Annotated in this window: 18 protein-coding genes; 12 read left to right on the top strand and 6 right to left on the bottom strand. The window is 55.1% G+C overall.

The annotated features are described in order from the left end of the window. Window position 1: 1 nt before the first annotated feature. The 3 genes from NQ842_RS06430 to NQ842_RS06420 form a co-directional block, all read right to left on the bottom strand. Window positions 2–1,417 (bottom strand): DUF1116 domain-containing protein, encoded by a 1,416-nt coding sequence (locus NQ842_RS06430; RefSeq protein WP_046889268.1) that lies wholly within the window; start codon window positions 1,415–1,417, stop codon window positions 2–4. Beyond that, a complete protein-coding gene (gene fdrA / locus NQ842_RS06425; protein ID WP_257256635.1) occupies window positions 1,417–2,958 on the bottom strand; it encodes an acyl-CoA synthetase FdrA in 1,542 nt (513 codons plus the stop codon). The genes NQ842_RS06430 and fdrA overlap by 1 nt, the downstream gene beginning before the upstream one ends. 106 nt (window positions 2,959–3,064) lie before the next feature. Beyond that, window positions 3,065–3,670 carry an ankyrin repeat domain-containing protein gene (locus NQ842_RS06420; protein WP_046889270.1) on the bottom strand — a complete coding sequence of 202 codons (606 nt, stop codon included), beginning with the start codon at window positions 3,668–3,670 and terminating at the stop codon, window positions 3,065–3,067. A 318-nt stretch (window positions 3,671–3,988) separates the two neighbouring features. Here NQ842_RS06420 and NQ842_RS06415 point away from each other — a divergent pair, with 318 nt between their 5' ends. After that, complete coding sequence (locus NQ842_RS06415; RefSeq protein ID WP_014833000.1) at window positions 3,989–4,918, top strand: LysR substrate-binding domain-containing protein; 930 nt, start codon at window positions 3,989–3,991, stop codon at window positions 4,916–4,918. On the opposite strand, the gene NQ842_RS06410 is transcribed toward NQ842_RS06415, so the two are convergent. Next, a complete protein-coding gene (locus NQ842_RS06410) occupies window positions 4,915–5,073 on the bottom strand; it encodes a YqaE/Pmp3 family membrane protein (protein WP_014833001.1) in 159 nt (52 codons plus the stop codon). The two genes, NQ842_RS06415 and NQ842_RS06410, sit on opposite strands and share 4 nt — an antisense overlap. Window positions 5,074–5,251: 178 nt before the next feature. Between NQ842_RS06410 and NQ842_RS06405 the strand changes: the two genes are divergently transcribed. Together NQ842_RS06405 and NQ842_RS06400 are read left to right on the top strand one after the other, a co-directional pair. Further along, window positions 5,252–5,773, top strand: a complete 522-nt coding sequence (locus NQ842_RS06405; protein ID WP_014833002.1) for a rhodanese family protein — start codon at window positions 5,252–5,254, stop codon at window positions 5,771–5,773. Window positions 5,774–5,852: 79 nt separating this feature from the next. Continuing rightward, on the top strand, window positions 5,853–6,032 hold the full coding sequence (locus NQ842_RS06400; RefSeq protein ID WP_014833003.1) for a hypothetical protein: 180 nt from the start codon (window positions 5,853–5,855) through the stop codon (window positions 6,030–6,032). Window positions 6,033–6,070: 38 nt separating this feature from the next. Here NQ842_RS06400 and stpA read toward each other — a convergent pair whose 3' ends face one another. Then, window positions 6,071–6,475, bottom strand: a complete 405-nt coding sequence (stpA, locus tag NQ842_RS06395) for a DNA-binding protein StpA (RefSeq protein ID WP_014833004.1) — start codon at window positions 6,473–6,475, stop codon at window positions 6,071–6,073. Window positions 6,476–6,953: 478 nt separating this feature from the next. Here stpA and alaE point away from each other — a divergent pair, with 478 nt between their 5' ends. Beyond that, on the top strand, window positions 6,954–7,403 hold the full coding sequence (gene alaE, locus NQ842_RS06390; protein WP_014833005.1) for an L-alanine exporter AlaE: 450 nt from the start codon (window positions 6,954–6,956) through the stop codon (window positions 7,401–7,403). 32 nt (window positions 7,404–7,435) lie between these two features. Here the strand turns inward: alaE and NQ842_RS06385 are convergent, their stop codons facing one another. After that, window positions 7,436–7,780: a DUF2002 family protein gene (locus NQ842_RS06385; protein WP_013098417.1), complete on the bottom strand. Its 345-nt coding sequence runs from the start codon at window positions 7,778–7,780 to the stop codon at window positions 7,436–7,438. Window positions 7,781–7,940: 160 nt separating this feature from the next. On the opposite strand from NQ842_RS06385, the gene NQ842_RS06380 reads away from it, so the two are divergent. From NQ842_RS06380 to proX, 8 genes are all read left to right on the top strand, one after another. After that, window positions 7,941–8,267 (top strand): DUF883 domain-containing protein, encoded by a 327-nt coding sequence (locus NQ842_RS06380; RefSeq protein WP_014833006.1) that lies wholly within the window; start codon window positions 7,941–7,943, stop codon window positions 8,265–8,267. 245 nt (window positions 8,268–8,512) lie between these two features. After that, window positions 8,513–8,752, top strand: a complete 240-nt coding sequence (nrdH, locus tag NQ842_RS06375) for a glutaredoxin-like protein NrdH (RefSeq protein WP_013098419.1) — start codon at window positions 8,513–8,515, stop codon at window positions 8,750–8,752. Then, entirely contained in the window at window positions 8,749–9,159 is a 411-nt protein-coding gene (gene nrdI / locus NQ842_RS06370) for a class Ib ribonucleoside-diphosphate reductase assembly flavoprotein NrdI (protein ID WP_046889272.1), read from the top strand. Before nrdH ends, nrdI begins: the two co-directional genes overlap by 4 nt. Continuing rightward, entirely contained in the window at window positions 9,132–11,276 is a 2,145-nt protein-coding gene (gene nrdE, locus NQ842_RS06365; RefSeq protein ID WP_257256634.1) for a class 1b ribonucleoside-diphosphate reductase subunit alpha, read from the top strand. Before nrdI ends, nrdE begins: the two co-directional genes overlap by 28 nt. Before the next feature lie 9 nt (window positions 11,277–11,285). Further along, complete coding sequence (nrdF, locus tag NQ842_RS06360; RefSeq protein ID WP_257256633.1) at window positions 11,286–12,245, top strand: class 1b ribonucleoside-diphosphate reductase subunit beta; 960 nt, start codon at window positions 11,286–11,288, stop codon at window positions 12,243–12,245. Between the two features lie 333 nt (window positions 12,246–12,578). Continuing rightward, window positions 12,579–13,781 carry a glycine betaine/L-proline ABC transporter ATP-binding protein ProV gene (gene proV / locus NQ842_RS06355; protein WP_014833010.1) on the top strand — a complete coding sequence of 401 codons (1,203 nt, stop codon included), beginning with the start codon at window positions 12,579–12,581 and terminating at the stop codon, window positions 13,779–13,781. Beyond that, window positions 13,774–14,838, top strand: a complete 1,065-nt coding sequence (gene proW, locus NQ842_RS06350) for a glycine betaine/L-proline ABC transporter permease ProW (protein ID WP_196372725.1) — start codon at window positions 13,774–13,776, stop codon at window positions 14,836–14,838. The genes proV and proW overlap by 8 nt, the downstream gene beginning before the upstream one ends. 12 nt (window positions 14,839–14,850) lie before the next feature. Then, window positions 14,851–15,846, top strand: a complete 996-nt coding sequence (gene proX / locus NQ842_RS06345) for a glycine betaine/L-proline ABC transporter substrate-binding protein ProX (protein WP_047361474.1) — start codon at window positions 14,851–14,853, stop codon at window positions 15,844–15,846. Window positions 15,847–16,008: the final 162 nt, after the last annotated feature.

The following is a 16,008-nucleotide window of genomic DNA, read 5'->3' as shown; positions in this document are numbered from 1 at the left end:
CTTATAAAAAGTAGCGATCGCGGAAGGTCAACAGCGCCTTTTCAAAACAGCTAAACGGCGGGTGAACGATGCCCGCCCCAATCATGCCGATGCCCGCGTCTTTGTGGGCAATGGCGGTGTTAATCACCGGCAGAATGCCGCTGCCCGCGACTTTGGTGATGTCGATGGCGGTTGGAATCCCCATAAACGACAGCAGCGGAATGGTGACGTTCGGGTTTTCACCGAGGGTGATTTCGCGCATCTGGCGGGAGAAGTCGATGGCCTCTTCCACCGTGCCGCCCACCAGCGCGACAATCGCCGGGGCCGTCGCCATCGCAAAGCCGCCGATACCGTAGGTTTCCGTGATGGCGCTGTCGCCGATATCCAGCCCGGAGTCTTCCGGCTTGTAACCCGCGAACATCGGGCCAATCACCTGCTGCGCCGGGCCGGTGAACCACTGTCCTGGCAGGCCAGAGACGCGCAGACCAAACTCATAGCCATTACGCGCCATGGTGGTGACCACCGTGCTGTACTCAATGCCGTGGGCGGCGTCCAGCGCGGCTTTACACATCGCCATCCACGTCGGGCCGGAGAAGTAGTCGCTGCTGGCGACAAACTCAAACACCTCGCGCTGCTGCGCCACCGGGTAACCCGCCTGAATCAGCCCCGGCGTCAGTGCCTGGATCAGCAGCGTGGTGCCCGCGTTGTTGCGGTTGTGGCATTCGTCACCCATGTGCAGCGCCTGGGCCAGCATCAGGCGCAGATCGATTTCGCCGATAATCTTCATAGCGTCGCGCAGCATTGGGCCGAGCACGTCGCGCATCCAGTTCAGACGGTCGATAACACTCTGATCGTTGGCGCCCATGCGCAGGATCTTCGCCATCTGCTCGCTGAGGTTGGTATAGGCACGGTTGCCGTAGGTTTTGTTCTCAACGATATGCATAAACATCGACGCGGAGGTGACGCCTGCCATCGAGCCCACGCAGTCGTGCTCGTGGCACGGCGAGAAGGTGATGTCGCCTGAAGCCGCCAGCTTTGCCGCCGCCTCCAGATCGTCCGCCAGCCCTTCAAACACCAGCGCGCCGGTGACAGCGCCTTTCATCGCGCCACACATATTTTCCCAGCTCACCGGAGGACCGGCATGCAGAATGGTGGTACGGGTCATCCCCGGCACAACGTTAATCGCCTGGTCGTACCCCACCAGCACCGGGTGGGACTGAATGATGCGCTCCAGCGCAATCTTGTTGGCGGCGGCGATCTTCGCTGCCAGCGGCTCCGCGGCCAGCTGGTCGAGCGCGTCGACGACCTGCATATTGCCCTGCCCCGGCGGTGCCCAGTCGAGTTGGGTAACGGGGACGTGCTGTTTTTTAAGATCATCACTGAACAGCGCAATACCGACGTTAATGACGTTCAGCGGTTGGTTGAATAAGGTGGTCATCAGGCGTTCTCCCCTTTGCAGACAAATTCGCGTGCCAGTAATCCGGTGTTGGTACTGCTGCTGGCCCAGATCACGCCGGCATCGGTCAGAAGCTGACACTGCTGCGCCAGTGACTGGGGATCCTGGTCGGTACCCAGCACGTAGCCGAGAATTTCCAGCGGACGGTTGTCGGCTTTCGCAATCGCCTGCGCCTCTTTAATGGCATCGAGCATCACGCCGACCGGATCCTCATGCGCACCAAAGCCCAGCACGAAGTCCATAACAATCACGCCCACTTCCGGATCGCGCGCCTCCTGCAGCAGGCGGCTGATGCGGTTGGTTGGGTCGATCATCGGGTGCGGCTTGCCGTTGGTGAAATCGTCATCCCCAAAATCGAGGAAGGTGTGAGCCTGACTGACGTTAATGTCGCGCAGGCGTTTCGCCGGATCGGGCTGAATGTTGCTGTAGACGTCGTCGTACTTCTCAAGCGCGGCGAACATGGCTTCATCACACAGAGTGCCGCCACAGAACAGACCGCGAATGTATTTCTGCTGCGGAGTGAGACGGGCGCGCACCGCTTCAATCAGGGGCCAGTTGAGCGGATGCAGGTCAAGGGACGCTTTGTTGATACCGGTGAGCAGCACGGCCTTCAGGGCCGCCTCTTTGGTGCCGCGGGCAAACTGCAGGCCGTCTTCATCGGCGGGCGGTTCGTTGCGGCCAAGGAAACAGGCGATGACCGGTTTGCGGCAGGCCCGGGCGCGCGCCAGCACTTTTTCTGCCACCGCGGGTGCAGGCGGTTTGGAGATCAGCACGATGACCTGGGTGGCATCGTCGGCCTCCAGCATGTCGATGGCGTCGAGCATCATCAGACCGCCGATCTTTTCACTGAGATCGCGCCCGCCGGTGCCTATCAGCTGCGACACGCCGCCACCAAATTCATGAATGCGCACGCTCAGCTCCTGGCTGCCGGTGCCGGAAGCGCCGACGATGCCAATCGAGCCGCGGCGCACCGCGTTAGCAAAGCACAGTCCTGCGCCGTTGATAATGGCAGTGCCGCAGTCTGGCCCCATCATCAGCAGCCCTTTCTGGTGCGCCAGCTGCTTGAGCGCCAGCTCATCGTCGAGGGATACGTTATCGGAAAAGAGCATCACGTTGAGATCGTTTTCCAGCGCCTTGCGCGCTTCGCGTGCCGCAAACATGCCGTTTACTGAAATCACCGCCAGGTTGCTGTCGGGACGGTGGGCTTTCGCGCTGGCCAGAGTCGCGTAGCGTGCTTCATGGTTGCCCTCGCGCTCTTTTCGGGTGAATAACGCTTCAATCGCCGCCAGGGTTTCATCATTAGCCGCGTCGCCTTTAATGACGATCATCAGATCGCCGTTTTTCGCATCCTCTAATTCTGGCGTTAACAACCCGAGATTTTTTAATACACCTTTATTCATCTCCGTCGCCATCGCCACAAACGCCTGCTCAACGCCTGGCAATTTATTGGCTTTGGTGGAAACGGACATTAATGAGACGGAGTCAAAATACGTGTTCTTTTTAATCACGATTTTTGTGGGCATTATTTTCTCCTGAATGCGGATAAAAGGGGGCCGCCGTCGTGCAAAATGCACGTCGGAAAAATACGTTTGAAATGAGGGCCAGCCGGAAACAGGCTGGCCGAATAAATTACGCACCCGCCGCCAGCAGCAGGTCAGCTATCGCGTGGTAGCCTTTTTCCCGCGCCAGTTCGAGCGGGGTTTTACCGTATTTATCGGTCATGTGCGGATTCGCACCGTGGTCCAGCAGCAGCTTCACGATCGCCTGCTGTTTCGGGCCGCCGTCATTCAGGACGATAGCTTCCAGCAGCGGCGTCCAGCCGACAAAGTTGGTGTGATTAACGTTGATATCGGTCTTTTCCAGCAGCTCGCGGACAATCTCCACATGCCCTTTCTCACTGGCGGGCGTAATTCCCACCCCGCCGAAGCGCGTCAGACGCTCAAGATCCGGGTTGGCGGGCAGAACAAGCCGCAGCAGGGTTAAATCATTGGTCAGGCAGCTGATCAGGAAGGGGTTAAAACAGGTCTGGTCCTGTTTATCGATATCCGCACCGGCGTCAATTAATAACGCGACACAGGGGTAATGTTTTTTCAGGCTGGCAATAACAATGGCGGTTCTTTTCTGACGATTGGTGGCATTAATATCGACACCTTTCTCAAGGCAGGCTTTTAGCGCGTCGACATTACCCTGCTCTGCCGCCAGTAAAAATTCCGTCACGAGTTCATTCGCAGACATACAGACTCCCGATGGTGTGTTGCTGATGACCTGAGAATAGCAACAGCCCTTTCAGAAAAGAATCCGCTTAAAAATCATTCATCGACAGTCAATTCATTGTTGAGTTAAATTCAACGGTTCAGCTAAAACGTGCGTCTGTGCAACCTTTTTCTTATGGGTAAGCGTTATTTCAGGCCATTCACGGCATTTTGCTTATGACCAAAGAAGCCTTGCATAACAAGGCCTGTAGCTAAACATCAGAACTGTGACCGCCGTCAAATGCGTTGTTGCGCCGCTGTTAAAATATGTTCAAAACTGATGGCAACCCGGAGCCGTAATATGAATTCCATCTTTACTGAAGAGAATCTGCTGGCCTTCACCACGGCGGCGCGTTTTGGCAGTTTCAGCAAAGCCGCCGCCGAGCTGGGTGTGACCACGTCGGCCATCAGTTACACCATCAAACGAATGGAGACCGGGCTGGATGTGGTGCTGTTTGTGCGTAACACCCGCAGCATTGAGTTGACCGAGTCCGGCTTTTACTTTTACCGCAAGGCCACCGATCTGCTGAATGATTTCTATGCCATCAGGCGTGGGATAGACACCATCTCTCAGGGCATCGAGGCGCGGGTACGCATCTGCATCAATCAGCTTTTGTATACCCCACGCCATACCGCGCGGCTGCTGCAGGTGCTGAAAAAGCAGTTTCCCACCTGCCAGATCACCGTCACCACGGAGGTCTATAACGGCGTCTGGGACTCAATCATCAATAACCAGGCCAATATCGCGATTGGCGCGCCGGATACGCTTCTTGACGGCGGCGGCATTGATTACACGGAGATTGGCGCTATCCGCTGGGTATTCGCCATCGCGCCGGAACACCCGCTGGCGTTTGTCCCGGAACCGATCGCGGAAAGCCAGCTGCGCCTGTACCCGAACATCATGGTGGAGGACACCGCGCACACCATTAATAAGAAGGTGGGCTGGCTGCTGCACGGGCAGGAGGCGATTCTGGTGCCGGATTTTAACACTAAGTGCCAGTGTCAGATTCTGGGGGAAGGGATCGGCTTTTTGCCGGAATACATGGCCCGGGAGGCCGTGGCAGACGGGATGCTGGTGACGCGACGCATTAATAACCCACGTCAGGATTCGCGCATGCTGCTTGCCACACAGCATGCGGCGACCGGCCAGGTTACGCGCTGGATCAAACAGCAGTTCGGCCCGCAGGGCGTACTGACCGGGATCTACAGCGACTTACTGTGGCGTACCTAGCTTCTCGTCTGAACCCAAAACGCGTGGATAAGTCCTGGGAAGTAGCCCAGTATGGTCAGAAGGATGTTCAGGATAAATGCCCAGCCCAGGCCCTTGCCAAGCAGTACGCCCAGCGGCGGGAGAATAATCGTAAAAACAACACGCCAAAAACCCATAAAGACTCCGTGCAAGCTAACCAATTGAAAATTATAAAAGACACTTCTTTAAGCGTAGCCAGTTTACGGGTAACTGCCATTCGACTGGCGCGCTTTTACCTGCCTTTACCCTCTTTACACTGGCTTAAATCCTTCCTTAAATGCTCTACTACACAAAACACGACCGTAAGGAAACACCATGTCTCTTCCTCTGATTACGCCACAGCAGGCAAACGCGCTTATTAATGACGGCGCAAAACTGATTGATATTCGCGATCCTGACGAATATGCCCGCGAGCATATTCCCGCCGCACAGTCCGTGCCGCTGGACACCTTACCCGGCGCACTGAACGCCGGGGCGGGTGAAACGGTGATTTTTCACTGCCAGTCCGGGGCCAGAACATCTAACAACGCCGCACGGCTTGCCCAGGCGGCGTCGCCTGCTCAGGCCTTGGTGGTCGAGGGCGGTATTCAGGGCTGGAAACAGGCCGGGCTGCCGACCGTGGAAGATAAATCCCAGCCGCTGCCGCTGATGCGTCAGGTGCAGATTGCTGCCGGGCTGCTGATACTGTGCGGCGTGGTGCTGGGCTATACGCTCTCCAGCGGCTTTTTCCTGCTGAGCGGTTTTGTCGGTGCCGGGCTCCTGTTTGCTGGCCTGACCGGTTTTTGCGGCATGGCAAGACTGCTCAAGGTAATGCCGTGGAACAGGCATACTTCATAAGCAGTAATCGATGAACCAGACTGTACCCGGCGTGTGACGTGGGCTACAGTGAAGATCGCTAAAACGATGAGGAGGTTCTATGTTTTCTGTCGGTGATTATGTGCAACCGCGTCAGGGCGGCCCGAAACTGAAAGTGCTCGAAGTGAATGGAGATAGCATTGTGGCCGTTCAGGCCAGCAATGAGCAGGGCGAGAAATATACCCTGAAAGCAGCGGATGTTGCGCTGTACACCGAAGAAGGGGATTTCGGCGTCTGCTAAACAGACAACCGGGCGGAGTCTTCCGCCCGGCTCACGCATTAAATCAGAAAATCATCCAGTGATTTACCGTTTTCCAGCGCGTTGGCAATAGGCTTCGGCGTACGGCCCTGGCCGGTCCACGTTTTCTCTTCGCCATTCTGGTCAATAAAGCGATATTTCGCTTCACGGGCTTTACGTTTTTTCGCGGTCTTACCTGCGTGCGCCAGCTCTGAACCCAGCAGATCGGACGGTGAAATACCATCGGCTTTCATCCGTTCCAGCAGAGCATTAATTTTCTCCTGCTGCTCAGCACGCTGTTGCTCTAATTCCGCCTGCTCACTACGTTTCTCTTCAGCAACGACCCTGACTTTTTCCAGCATTTCCTCAAGAACGTCCAGGGATAATTCACGCGCCATCGCACGCAGAGTTCGGATATTATTAAGATTCTGTAACGTCAAAGACATATTATTTGAAAACCTTTTAAGTGGTGAGTCGTATAATCAAAGGGAAGAATAATTCATTTCTCACGCAATATCCACCCATCGACGCTTTTTGTCATTATTGTAAATATCTTAAAAGACGCCATTTATATATCCGCTAAAAGCGTTGCCAGCGTGTGTGAAATAAATCATTACACCAATATAAACGGTCAGTTTTAAGACAAATCACAGGACGGTGTACTGCACACGGAGCTCCGCGTTATCGCCTCTGTAACAAACCAATCAACTGATTGATTTTTCTCGACAAAAAGACATACGAGAAACAAAATAACGAAGCGAGCAAAAAACAACCAACTTAAGAGGATTTTGTGGATAAAACGCGCATAAATAAAAATTTATCACTAGTTGTTAGTTTAAAGACAGAGAGATACGCTATACACGTCAAACAAACCAACCCAAACCACTAAGAACATCACTTTTGTGCGTCTCAAGGAGTTCAGCCATGTTCTCACCGCAATCTCGCCTGCGCCACGCGGTAGCGGATACTTTCGCGATGGTTGTCTACTGTTCCGTCGTGAACATGCTGATTGAAATATTCCTCTCCGGGATGACCTTTGAGCAGTCACTTTCATCTCGTCTGGTGGCGATCCCGGTCAACATTATTATCGCATGGCCTTATGGTTTATACCGTGATGCCGTGATGCGCTTCGCCCGCCGCATCAGCCCGTCTGGCTGGATGAAAAACCTGGCGGATGTGCTGGCTTATGTGACGTTTCAGTCGCCGGTGTATGTGGCAATCCTGTTGACGGTAGGTGCAGACTGGCATCAGATTGCCGCGGCGGTGAGCTCGAATATCGTGGTTTCGATGTTGATGGGCGCGGTGTACGGCTATTTCCTCGACTACTGTCGTCGCCTTTTCAGGGTCAGCCAGTACAGCCAGGCAAAAGCATAATATGAAGCGACTGGCGTATGCCAGTCGCAGAGTTATTGTGCGTCGCCAAACAGCCCTTTCAGAAACCGCTCCAGCGCCATACGCGAGCTAAAACCATGCGGAATACCATAATGCTCATGCGTCTCGCCGCCTAAATAGAGCGGAAATTGCTGGTAGTGATCGCAGGTTTTAATATCCGAGGCAGGCTCAGCAAATGACAGACTTCTGTCTTTCAGCGTCGGGTGAATAATGAGAGCGGTACGCCCCATTCTGGCTTCACGATTCACGTAAACATAATTCTCGCCACGGCGATAGCCATACGCTTTTGGCGTCACTTCATCCATGGTGAATCCCGCTTTTTCAAGAACGCGTGCCACCTCATCCGGTCGTAAATACATATCTTTTCCTCGTTATCTTTTCCTGCCCGGCAACCTTACAGTATTCAGCATTAGCAGGGCTTTCAGAATATTCCATAAACGACCTGATGAGTCGTGACTCGCTTCAGATATTAAATTTCTGAACTAAACTAAACCGGAAGACAAAATTATGGAGGATCGTATGTTTAACAGACCGAACCGAAACGATATTAACGACGACGCTCAGGATATTCGTAATGATGTCAGCAAATTAGCGGACACGCTGGAAGAGGTGCTGAAATCCTGGGGCTCCGATGCGAAGGACGATGCGGAGGCCGCAAAACGTAAGGCTCAGTCTCTGCTGCGTGAAACCCGTGCCCGTATACATGGCCGTTCACGCGCCACCCAGGCTGCCTGCGACATGGCGAGTTGCGCGACTACCTTCGTCCGTGAAAAACCGCTGTGTACGCTCGGCACGGTCGCGGCGGTCGGCATTTTTGTTGGCGCCCTGCTTAGCCTGCGTAAGTAAGCGCGCGCGTTATCAGCTCCGGTTGCCTCTGGTGCCGGGGCTTTTCTTTGCCTGAAAGCCTGAAAAATCCGTACAGCCCGCCCTGCCCCGCTGTGCTCAACATTGGGGCGTCATCAATCTAAATTTCCCATATCTTGTATGGTTGAAACTTATCACAACTACATCTAGTATTCCTTTTAGCAAGACACACACAACCTGACGCGATGCTTCGCGCCGTTCTCTCATTTTAAATGGAAATACGAATCATGAGCATTATTATTTACACTCGTAACGATTGTGTTCAGTGCCACGCGACCAAACGCGCTATGGAAAGCCGCGGGGTGGATTTTGAGATGGTGAATATCGATCTGGTGCCCGAGGCGGCCGATACCCTGCGCGCCCAGGGATTTCGCCAGCTGCCGGTGGTAGTGGCCGGGGAAACCAGCTGGTCTGGCTTCCGCCCGGATATGATTAATCGCCTCGCCGCGCAGGCCGCAAGGGCATGAGCGGGCTGGTCTACTTCTCCAGCAGCTCGGAAAACACGCTTCGCTTTATCGAGCGCGTCGGGCTGCCTGCGGTACGCATTCCGCTCAACGAGCGGGAGCGTATTCGGGTAGACGACCCTTACATCCTGGTGGTTCCCAGCTATGGCGGCGGCGGTACGGCAGGCGCAGTACCGCGTCAGGTGATCCGCTTTCTCAACGATCCCCACAACCGCGCGCTTATCCGCGGCGTGATTGCGGCGGGCAATCGTAATTTCGGCGACGCCTTCGGTCGCGCCGGGGATGTCATCTCTCAAAAATGCGGCGTGCCGTATCTCTATCGCTTTGAACTGATGGGGACACAGCAGGACGTAGAGAACGTGCGTAAAGGAGTAAACGAATTTTGGCAACGACAACCGCAGAACGCGTAATGCAGGCGACACCGGATTACCACGCCTTAAACGCGATGCTTAACCTCTACGATCGCGAGGGGCGCATCCAGTTTGGTAAAGATCATGACGCCGTGGACGCCTTTTTTGTCGCCCACGTCCGTCCCAACAGCATGACGTTCGCCAGCCAGAACGCGCGTCTCGACTATCTGGTCAACGAAGGGTATTACGAAGAACGCGTGCTCGCCCGCTACGACCGCGCCTTTGTGGTCAGGTTATTTGAGCGGGCCCACGCCAGCGGTTTTCGGTTCCAGACGTTTCTTGGCGCCTGGAAGTACTACACCAGCTACACCCTGAAAACCTTCGACGGCAAACGCTATCTTGAAAGCTTTGAAGATCGCGTGGTGATGGTGGCGCTGACGCTGGCCCAGGGCGACGAATCCCTGGCTGAACAACTGACGGATGAGATCCTCTCCGGGCGCTTCCAGCCGGCCACGCCAACCTTCCTTAACTGCGGCAAGGCCCAGCGCGGCGAGCTGGTCTCCTGCTTCCTGCTGCGAATTGAAGACAATATGGAGTCGATTGGCCGCGCGGTGAACTCGGCGTTGCAGCTCTCAAAGCGCGGCGGTGGCGTGGCGTTTTTGCTGTCTAACCTGCGTGAAGCGGGTGCGCCGATTAAGCGCATTGAGAACCAGTCGTCCGGCGTGATCCCGGTGATGAAGATGCTGGAAGATGCCTTCTCCTATGCCAACCAGCTTGGCGCGCGTCAGGGGGCCGGGGCGGTCTACCTGCACGCCCACCACCCGGACATTCTGCGTTTTCTGGATACCAAACGTGAAAACGCCGACGAAAAAATCCGTATCAAAACCCTGTCGCTTGGGGTGGTGATCCCGGATATCACCTTTAAACTGGCCAAAGAGAATGCCGACATGGCGCTCTTCTCGCCGTATGACATTGAACGCCTCTACGGCAAGGCATTTGGCGACGTGGCCATCAGCGAGCTGTACGACGAACTGGTTGCCGACGATCGCATTCGCAAAAAATACATCAACGCCCGCGATTTCTTCCAGCGGCTTGCCGAAATTCAGTTTGAGTCCGGCTATCCGTACATCATGTACGAGGACACGGTGAACCGCGCGAATCCAATCGCCGGGCGCATCAATATGAGCAACCTCTGTTCGGAGATTTTGCAGGTCAACAGTGCGTCTGCCTATGACGAGAATCTGGACTACGCCGACATCGGCAAAGATATCTCCTGCAACCTCGGATCGCTGAATATCGCCCACACCATGGATTCACCGGATTTTGGCCGCACGGTAGAAACGGCCATTCGCGGGCTGACGGCGGTGTCCGACATGAGCCACATCCGTAGCGTGCCATCCATTGAGGCGGGTAACGCCGCATCGCACGCCATCGGTCTTGGGCAGATGAACCTGCACGGCTATCTGGCGCGGGAAGGCATCGCCTACGGTAGCCCGGAAGGGCTGGATTTCACCAATCTCTATTTTTACACCATCACCTGGCATGCGCTGCATACCTCAATGATGCTGGCGCGCGAGCGCAACCAGCGCTTCGCGGGCTTTGAACAGTCGCGCTATGCCAGCGGGGAATATTTCAGTCAGTATCTGGAGGGTGACTGGCAGCCGAAAACCGAACAAGTGCGCAAACTGTTTGCCCGTGCAGGGATTACCCTGCCGACGCGGGAAATGTGGCAGCAGCTGCGTGACGATGTCATGCGCCACGGCATCTATAACCAGAACCTGCAGGCGGTACCGCCCACCGGCTCTATCTCCTACATCAACCACGCCACGTCGAGCATCCACCCGATTGTGTCAAAAATTGAGATCCGCAAGGAGGGCAAAACCGGGCGCGTTTACTATCCTGCCCCGTTTATGACCAACGAGAACCTGGCGCTGTATCAGGACGCGTATGAGATTGGCCCGGAAAAAATCATCGATACCTACGCCGAGGCGACCCGACACGTGGATCAGGGTCTGTCGCTGACGCTCTTCTTCCCGGACACGGCCACCACGCGGGATATCAACAAAGCGCAGATTTATGCCTGGAAGAAAGGCATTAAAACGCTCTATTACATTCGCCTGCGCCAGCTTGCGCTGGAAGGCACCGAAATCGAAGGCTGCGTGTCCTGCGCGCTGTAAGGAGAAAGGATGAAACTGTCACGCGTGAGTGCGATTAACTGGAACCACATTCAGGATGATAAGGACCTGGAGGTGTGGAACCGCCTGACCAGCAACTTCTGGCTGCCGGAAAAAGTGCCGCTCTCCAACGATATTCCGGCCTGGCAAACCCTGAGTCACGCCGAGCAACAGCTGACCATCCGCGTCTTTACCGGCCTGACGCTGCTGGACACCATTCAGAATACCGTCGGTGCCCCCGCGCTGATGGCCGATGCGCTGACGCCGCATGAAGAGGCGGTGATGTCGAACATCAGCTTTATGGAAGCGGTGCACGCCCGCTCCTACAGTTCGATCTTCTCGACGCTGTGCCAGACCAAAGATGTGGATGCGGCCTACAGCTGGAGTGAAGAGAGCGAGTCATTGCAGCGTAAAGCCAACCTGGTGCTGGATTATTATCAGGCCGATGAGCCGCTGAAGAAGAAAATCGCCAGCGTGTTTCTGGAATCATTCCTCTTCTACTCCGGCTTCTGGCTGCCGATGTACTGGTCGAGCCGCGGCAAACTCACCAACACCGCCGATCTCATTCGTCTCATCATCCGGGATGAAGCGGTGCACGGGTATTACATCGGCTATAAGTACCAGAAAGGGCTGGAGAAAGTCAGTGATGCCAGACGCGAGGAACTGAAAGGGTTTGCCCTTGATTTGCTGATGGAACTCTATGATAACGAGCTCAGCTATACCGAAGAACTGTACGCCGGAACCGGCTGGGAAGAGGAGGTAAAAGCCTTCCTCTGCTACAACGCCAACAAAGCGCTGATGAACCTCGGCTACGAGGCGTTATTCCCACCGGAAATGGCCGACGTGAACCCGGCAATTCTGGCGGCCCTTTCCCCTAACGCTGATGAAAACCACGACTTCTTCTCCGGGTCCGGTTCATCGTATGTGATGGGCAAAGCGGTGGAAACGGAAGATGAGGACTGGGATTTTTAATGAGCGCCTTAACGTTCATTAATTAAATATAACTATTCCAGTTTCCTTCCGGATATTTCTCCTTCAGCTACACTGTCATCTCCACGACATATTCGCCTGAATCACTCCGATCCAGGCGAATTCTCCCGATGCCGCAGCAAAAAATTCAGAAAAATGCAGATCGCGCTCAGCCCTTTACTCATGGGAAATTCAGCCGTTTCGCTTACCGCAAAATTCCACCCATAAGCAAACCCAGGGTTGCCTCAGAATCTGAGTATGTTAGGGTTATGCCCGTTAACAATTTACCATGGTAATCATATCGACATAAACAAATAACAGGACACTCTCTATTGCATGGCAATTAAATTAGAAGTGAAGAATCTTTATAAAATATTTGGCGAGCATCCGCAGCGCGCATTCAAATATATTGAGAAAGGCCTTTCGAAAGAGCAAATTCTGGAAAAAACCGGGCTGTCGCTTGGCGTTAAAGACGCCAGTCTGGCCATTGAAGAAGGCGAGATTTTTGTCATCATGGGGTTATCCGGTTCGGGTAAATCCACTATGGTTCGCCTTCTCAATCGCCTGATTGAACCCACCCGTGGGCAGGTCCTGATTGATGGTGTAGACATTGCCAAAATATCAGAGGCCGAACTCCGCGAGGTGCGCAGAAAAAAGATTGCGATGGTCTTTCAGTCGTTCGCCCTGATGCCGCATATGACGGTACTGGATAATACCGCCTTTGGTATGGAATTAGCGGGCGTTGCCGCCAGTGAACGGCAGGAAAAAGCGCTGGATGCATTGCGCCAGGTAGGGCTGGAAAATTATGCCCATGCGTATCCGGATGAGCTTTCCGGCGGTATGCGTCAGCGTGTGGGTTTAGCCCGCGCATTAGCCATTAATCCCGATATTTTATTAATGGATGAAGCCTTCTCGGCGCTTGATCCTTTAATTCGCACCGAGATGCAGGATGAGCTGGTAAAATTACAGGCCAGACACCAGCGCACCATTGTCTTTATTTCTCACGATCTCGATGAGGCCATGCGTATTGGTGACCGCATTGCCATTATGCAAAATGGCGAAGTGGTGCAGGTCGGTACACCGGATGAAATTCTGAATAATCCGGCAAATGATTATGTGCGGACCTTCTTCCGCGGCGTGGATATTAGCCAGGTGTTTAGCGCCAAAGATATTGCCCGCCGTACCCCGAACGGCATTATTCGTAAAACGCCAGGCTTCGGTCCGCGCTCTGCCCTTAAGCTTCTGCAGGACGAAGACCGTGAATACGGTTATCTGGTTGAACGCGGCAATAAATTTGTCGGCGTTGTCTCCATCGATTCTCTCAAAACCGCGCTCAGCGAAAACCAGGGAATTGATGCGGCGTTAATTGACGCTCCGCTCGCCGTGGATGCCGAAACGCCGCTCAGCGAGTTGCTCTCTCACGTCGGCCAGGCACCGTGTGCCGTGCCGGTTATTGGGGAAGAACAACAGTACGTCGGCATCATTTCAAAACGAATGTTGCTGCAGGCTTTAGATCGCGAGGGGGCAAACAATGGCTGATCAATCTAACCCGTGGGGCACCACAGAGGCAGCAGACAGTGCTGCACAATCTGCCGATGCGTGGGGTTCCACGCCAGCACCGACCGATGGCGGTGGCGCGGCAGACTGGCTCAATAATGCGCCAGCACCGGCGCCAGAGCACTTCAATATTATGGATCCGTTCCACAAAACGCTGATCCCCCTGGACAGCTGGGTGACGGAAGGGATCGACTGGGTGGTCACCCATTTCCGTCCGGTCTTCCAGGGGATCCGCGTCCCGGTGGATTACATTCTCAACGGCTTCCAGCAGCTAATGCTGGGCATGCCCGCGCCGGTGGCGATTGTGCTGTTCTCGCTGATCGCCTGGCAGTTTGGTAGCGCAGGCATGGGGATCGCCACGCTGATCTCGTTGATTGCAATTGGTGCCATTGGCGCATGGTCGCAGGCGATGATCACCCTGGCGCTGGTGCTGACCGCCCTGCTCTTCTGCATTGTTATCGGTTTGCCGATGGGGATCTGGCTGGCGCGCAGTCCACGGGCGGCGAAGATCGTTCGGCCGCTGCTGGATGCGATGCAGACCACCCCAGCGTTCGTCTATCTGGTGCCGATCGTGATGCTGTTCGGTATCGGCAACGTGCCGGGCGTGGTGGTGACCATTATCTTCGCCCTGCCGCCGATTATTCGTCTGACAATACTCGGGATTAATCAGGTACCTGCGGATCTGATCGAGGCCTCCCGTTCGTTCGGTGCCAGCCCGCGGCAGATGCTGTTTAAAGTTCAGCTCCCGCTGGCGATGCCCACCATCATGGCGGGGGTTAACCAGACGCTGATGCTGGCGCTGTCGATGGTGGTGATTGCCTCAATGATTGCCGTTGGCGGGCTGGGCCAGATGGTGCTGCGCGGGATTGGCCGCCTCGATATGGGGCTGGCGACCGTCGGCGGCGTCGGCATTGTGATCCTCGCCATTATTCTTGACCGCCTGACCCAGGCTGTCGGTCGTGATTCACGCAGTCGCGGCAACCGTCGCTGGTATACCACCGGCCCTGTCGGGTTACTCACCCGTCCATTCATCAGATAATAAGGAACAACGATGCGACATAAGGTACTTTTTGCCACAGCGTTTGCCACCCTTGTCTCCACCAGTGCATTCGCCGCGGACCTGCCGGGTAAAGGCATTACCGTACAGCCGGTGCAGAGCACCATTTCGGAAGAGAGCTTCCAGACGCTGATCGTCAGCCGCGCGCTGGAGAAGCTGGGTTATACGGTCAATACGCCGAGCGAAGTGGATTACAACGTCGGCTACACCTCGATTGCCTCCGGTGATGCGACCTTCACTGCCGTCAACTGGCAGCCGCTGCACGACGATATGTACGCCGCGGCTGGCGGTGATAAGAAGTTCTACCGTGAAGGCACCTTCGTGACCGGTGCGGCGCAGGGTTATCTGATCGACAAGAAAACCGCCGACCAGTACCACATCACCAATATTGAGCAGCTAAAAGATCCGAAGATCGCCAGATTGTTCGACACTAACGGCGACGGCAAAGCCGATATGATGGGCTGCTCGCCGGGCTGGGGTTGTGAAGCGGTGATTAACCACCAGAACAAGGCGTACGGCCTGGCGAAAACCGTCGATGTGAGCCACGGCAACTACTCGGCGATGATGGCCGACACCATCGCCCGCTTTAAAGAGGGCAAACCGGTGATCTACTACACCTGGACCCCGTACTGGGTGAGCGACGTGCTGAAGCCAGGTAAAGATGTGGTGTGGCTGCAGGTGCCGTTCTCCTCCCTGCCGGGCGAGCAGAAAGATATCGACACCAAACTGCCGAACGGCATGAACTACGGCTTCCCGGTGAATACGATGCATATCGTCGCCAACAAAGCCTGGGCGGAGAAAAACCCGGCCGCGGCAAAACTGTTCTCGGTAATGAAGCTGCCGCTGGCGGACATCAACGCCCAGAATGCGATGATGCACGCGGGCAAATCGTCTGAGGCGGATGTGAAGGGCCATGTTGACGGCTGGATTAAAGCCCACCAGCAGCAGTTTGATGGCTGGGTGAAGGAAGCGCTTGAGGCGCAGAAGTAAGTTTTTCCCCTCACCCCGTCCCTCTTAATCGTTCCCTCTCCCTGTGGGAGAGGGTTAGGGTGAGGGCACCAGACCGCACCATCCCCAAAACCGCACAATCCATCACCCGACAATCCCCCATCCTTCACAATCATTGGTTATTATTGTTTCCGGAAAAATAAT

The sequence above is a fragment of the Enterobacter cloacae complex sp. R_G8 genome (assembly GCF_024599795.1).
GTDB lineage: Bacteria > Pseudomonadota > Gammaproteobacteria > Enterobacterales > Enterobacteriaceae > Enterobacter > Enterobacter dissolvens.
Note: the sequence above shows the minus strand (reverse complement) of the source record. Positions and strands in the feature narration are given on the sequence as shown.

Coding starts and splice junctions, on each gene's coding strand:
- proV (WP_014833010.1), top strand. CDS start 12,579: ATGGCAATTAAATTAGAAGTGAAGAATCTTTATAAAATATTTGGCGAG.
- NQ842_RS06385 (WP_013098417.1), bottom strand. CDS start 7,780: ATGTATTTACGACCGGATGAGGTGGCACGCGTTCTTGAAAAAGCGGGA.
- NQ842_RS06415 (WP_014833000.1), top strand. CDS start 3,989: ATGAATTCCATCTTTACTGAAGAGAATCTGCTGGCCTTCACCACGGCG.
- proX (WP_047361474.1), top strand. CDS start 14,851: ATGCGACATAAGGTACTTTTTGCCACAGCGTTTGCCACCCTTGTCTCC.
- NQ842_RS06400 (WP_014833003.1), top strand. CDS start 5,853: ATGTTTTCTGTCGGTGATTATGTGCAACCGCGTCAGGGCGGCCCGAAA.
- nrdH (WP_013098419.1), top strand. CDS start 8,513: ATGAGCATTATTATTTACACTCGTAACGATTGTGTTCAGTGCCACGCG.
- NQ842_RS06410 (WP_014833001.1), bottom strand. CDS start 5,073: ATGGGTTTTTGGCGTGTTGTTTTTACGATTATTCTCCCGCCGCTGGGC.
- NQ842_RS06380 (WP_014833006.1), top strand. CDS start 7,941: ATGTTTAACAGACCGAACCGAAACGATATTAACGACGACGCTCAGGAT.
- proW (WP_196372725.1), top strand. CDS start 13,774: ATGGCTGATCAATCTAACCCGTGGGGCACCACAGAGGCAGCAGACAGT.
- alaE (WP_014833005.1), top strand. CDS start 6,954: ATGTTCTCACCGCAATCTCGCCTGCGCCACGCGGTAGCGGATACTTTC.
- nrdF (WP_257256633.1), top strand. CDS start 11,286: ATGAAACTGTCACGCGTGAGTGCGATTAACTGGAACCACATTCAGGAT.
- stpA (WP_014833004.1), bottom strand. CDS start 6,475: ATGTCTTTGACGTTACAGAATCTTAATAATATCCGAACTCTGCGTGCG.
- NQ842_RS06420 (WP_046889270.1), bottom strand. CDS start 3,670: ATGTCTGCGAATGAACTCGTGACGGAATTTTTACTGGCGGCAGAGCAG.
- nrdI (WP_046889272.1), top strand. CDS start 8,749: ATGAGCGGGCTGGTCTACTTCTCCAGCAGCTCGGAAAACACGCTTCGC.
- fdrA (WP_257256635.1), bottom strand. CDS start 2,958: ATGCCCACAAAAATCGTGATTAAAAAGAACACGTATTTTGACTCCGTC.
- NQ842_RS06430 (WP_046889268.1), bottom strand. CDS start 1,417: ATGACCACCTTATTCAACCAACCGCTGAACGTCATTAACGTCGGTATT.
- NQ842_RS06405 (WP_014833002.1), top strand. CDS start 5,252: ATGTCTCTTCCTCTGATTACGCCACAGCAGGCAAACGCGCTTATTAAT.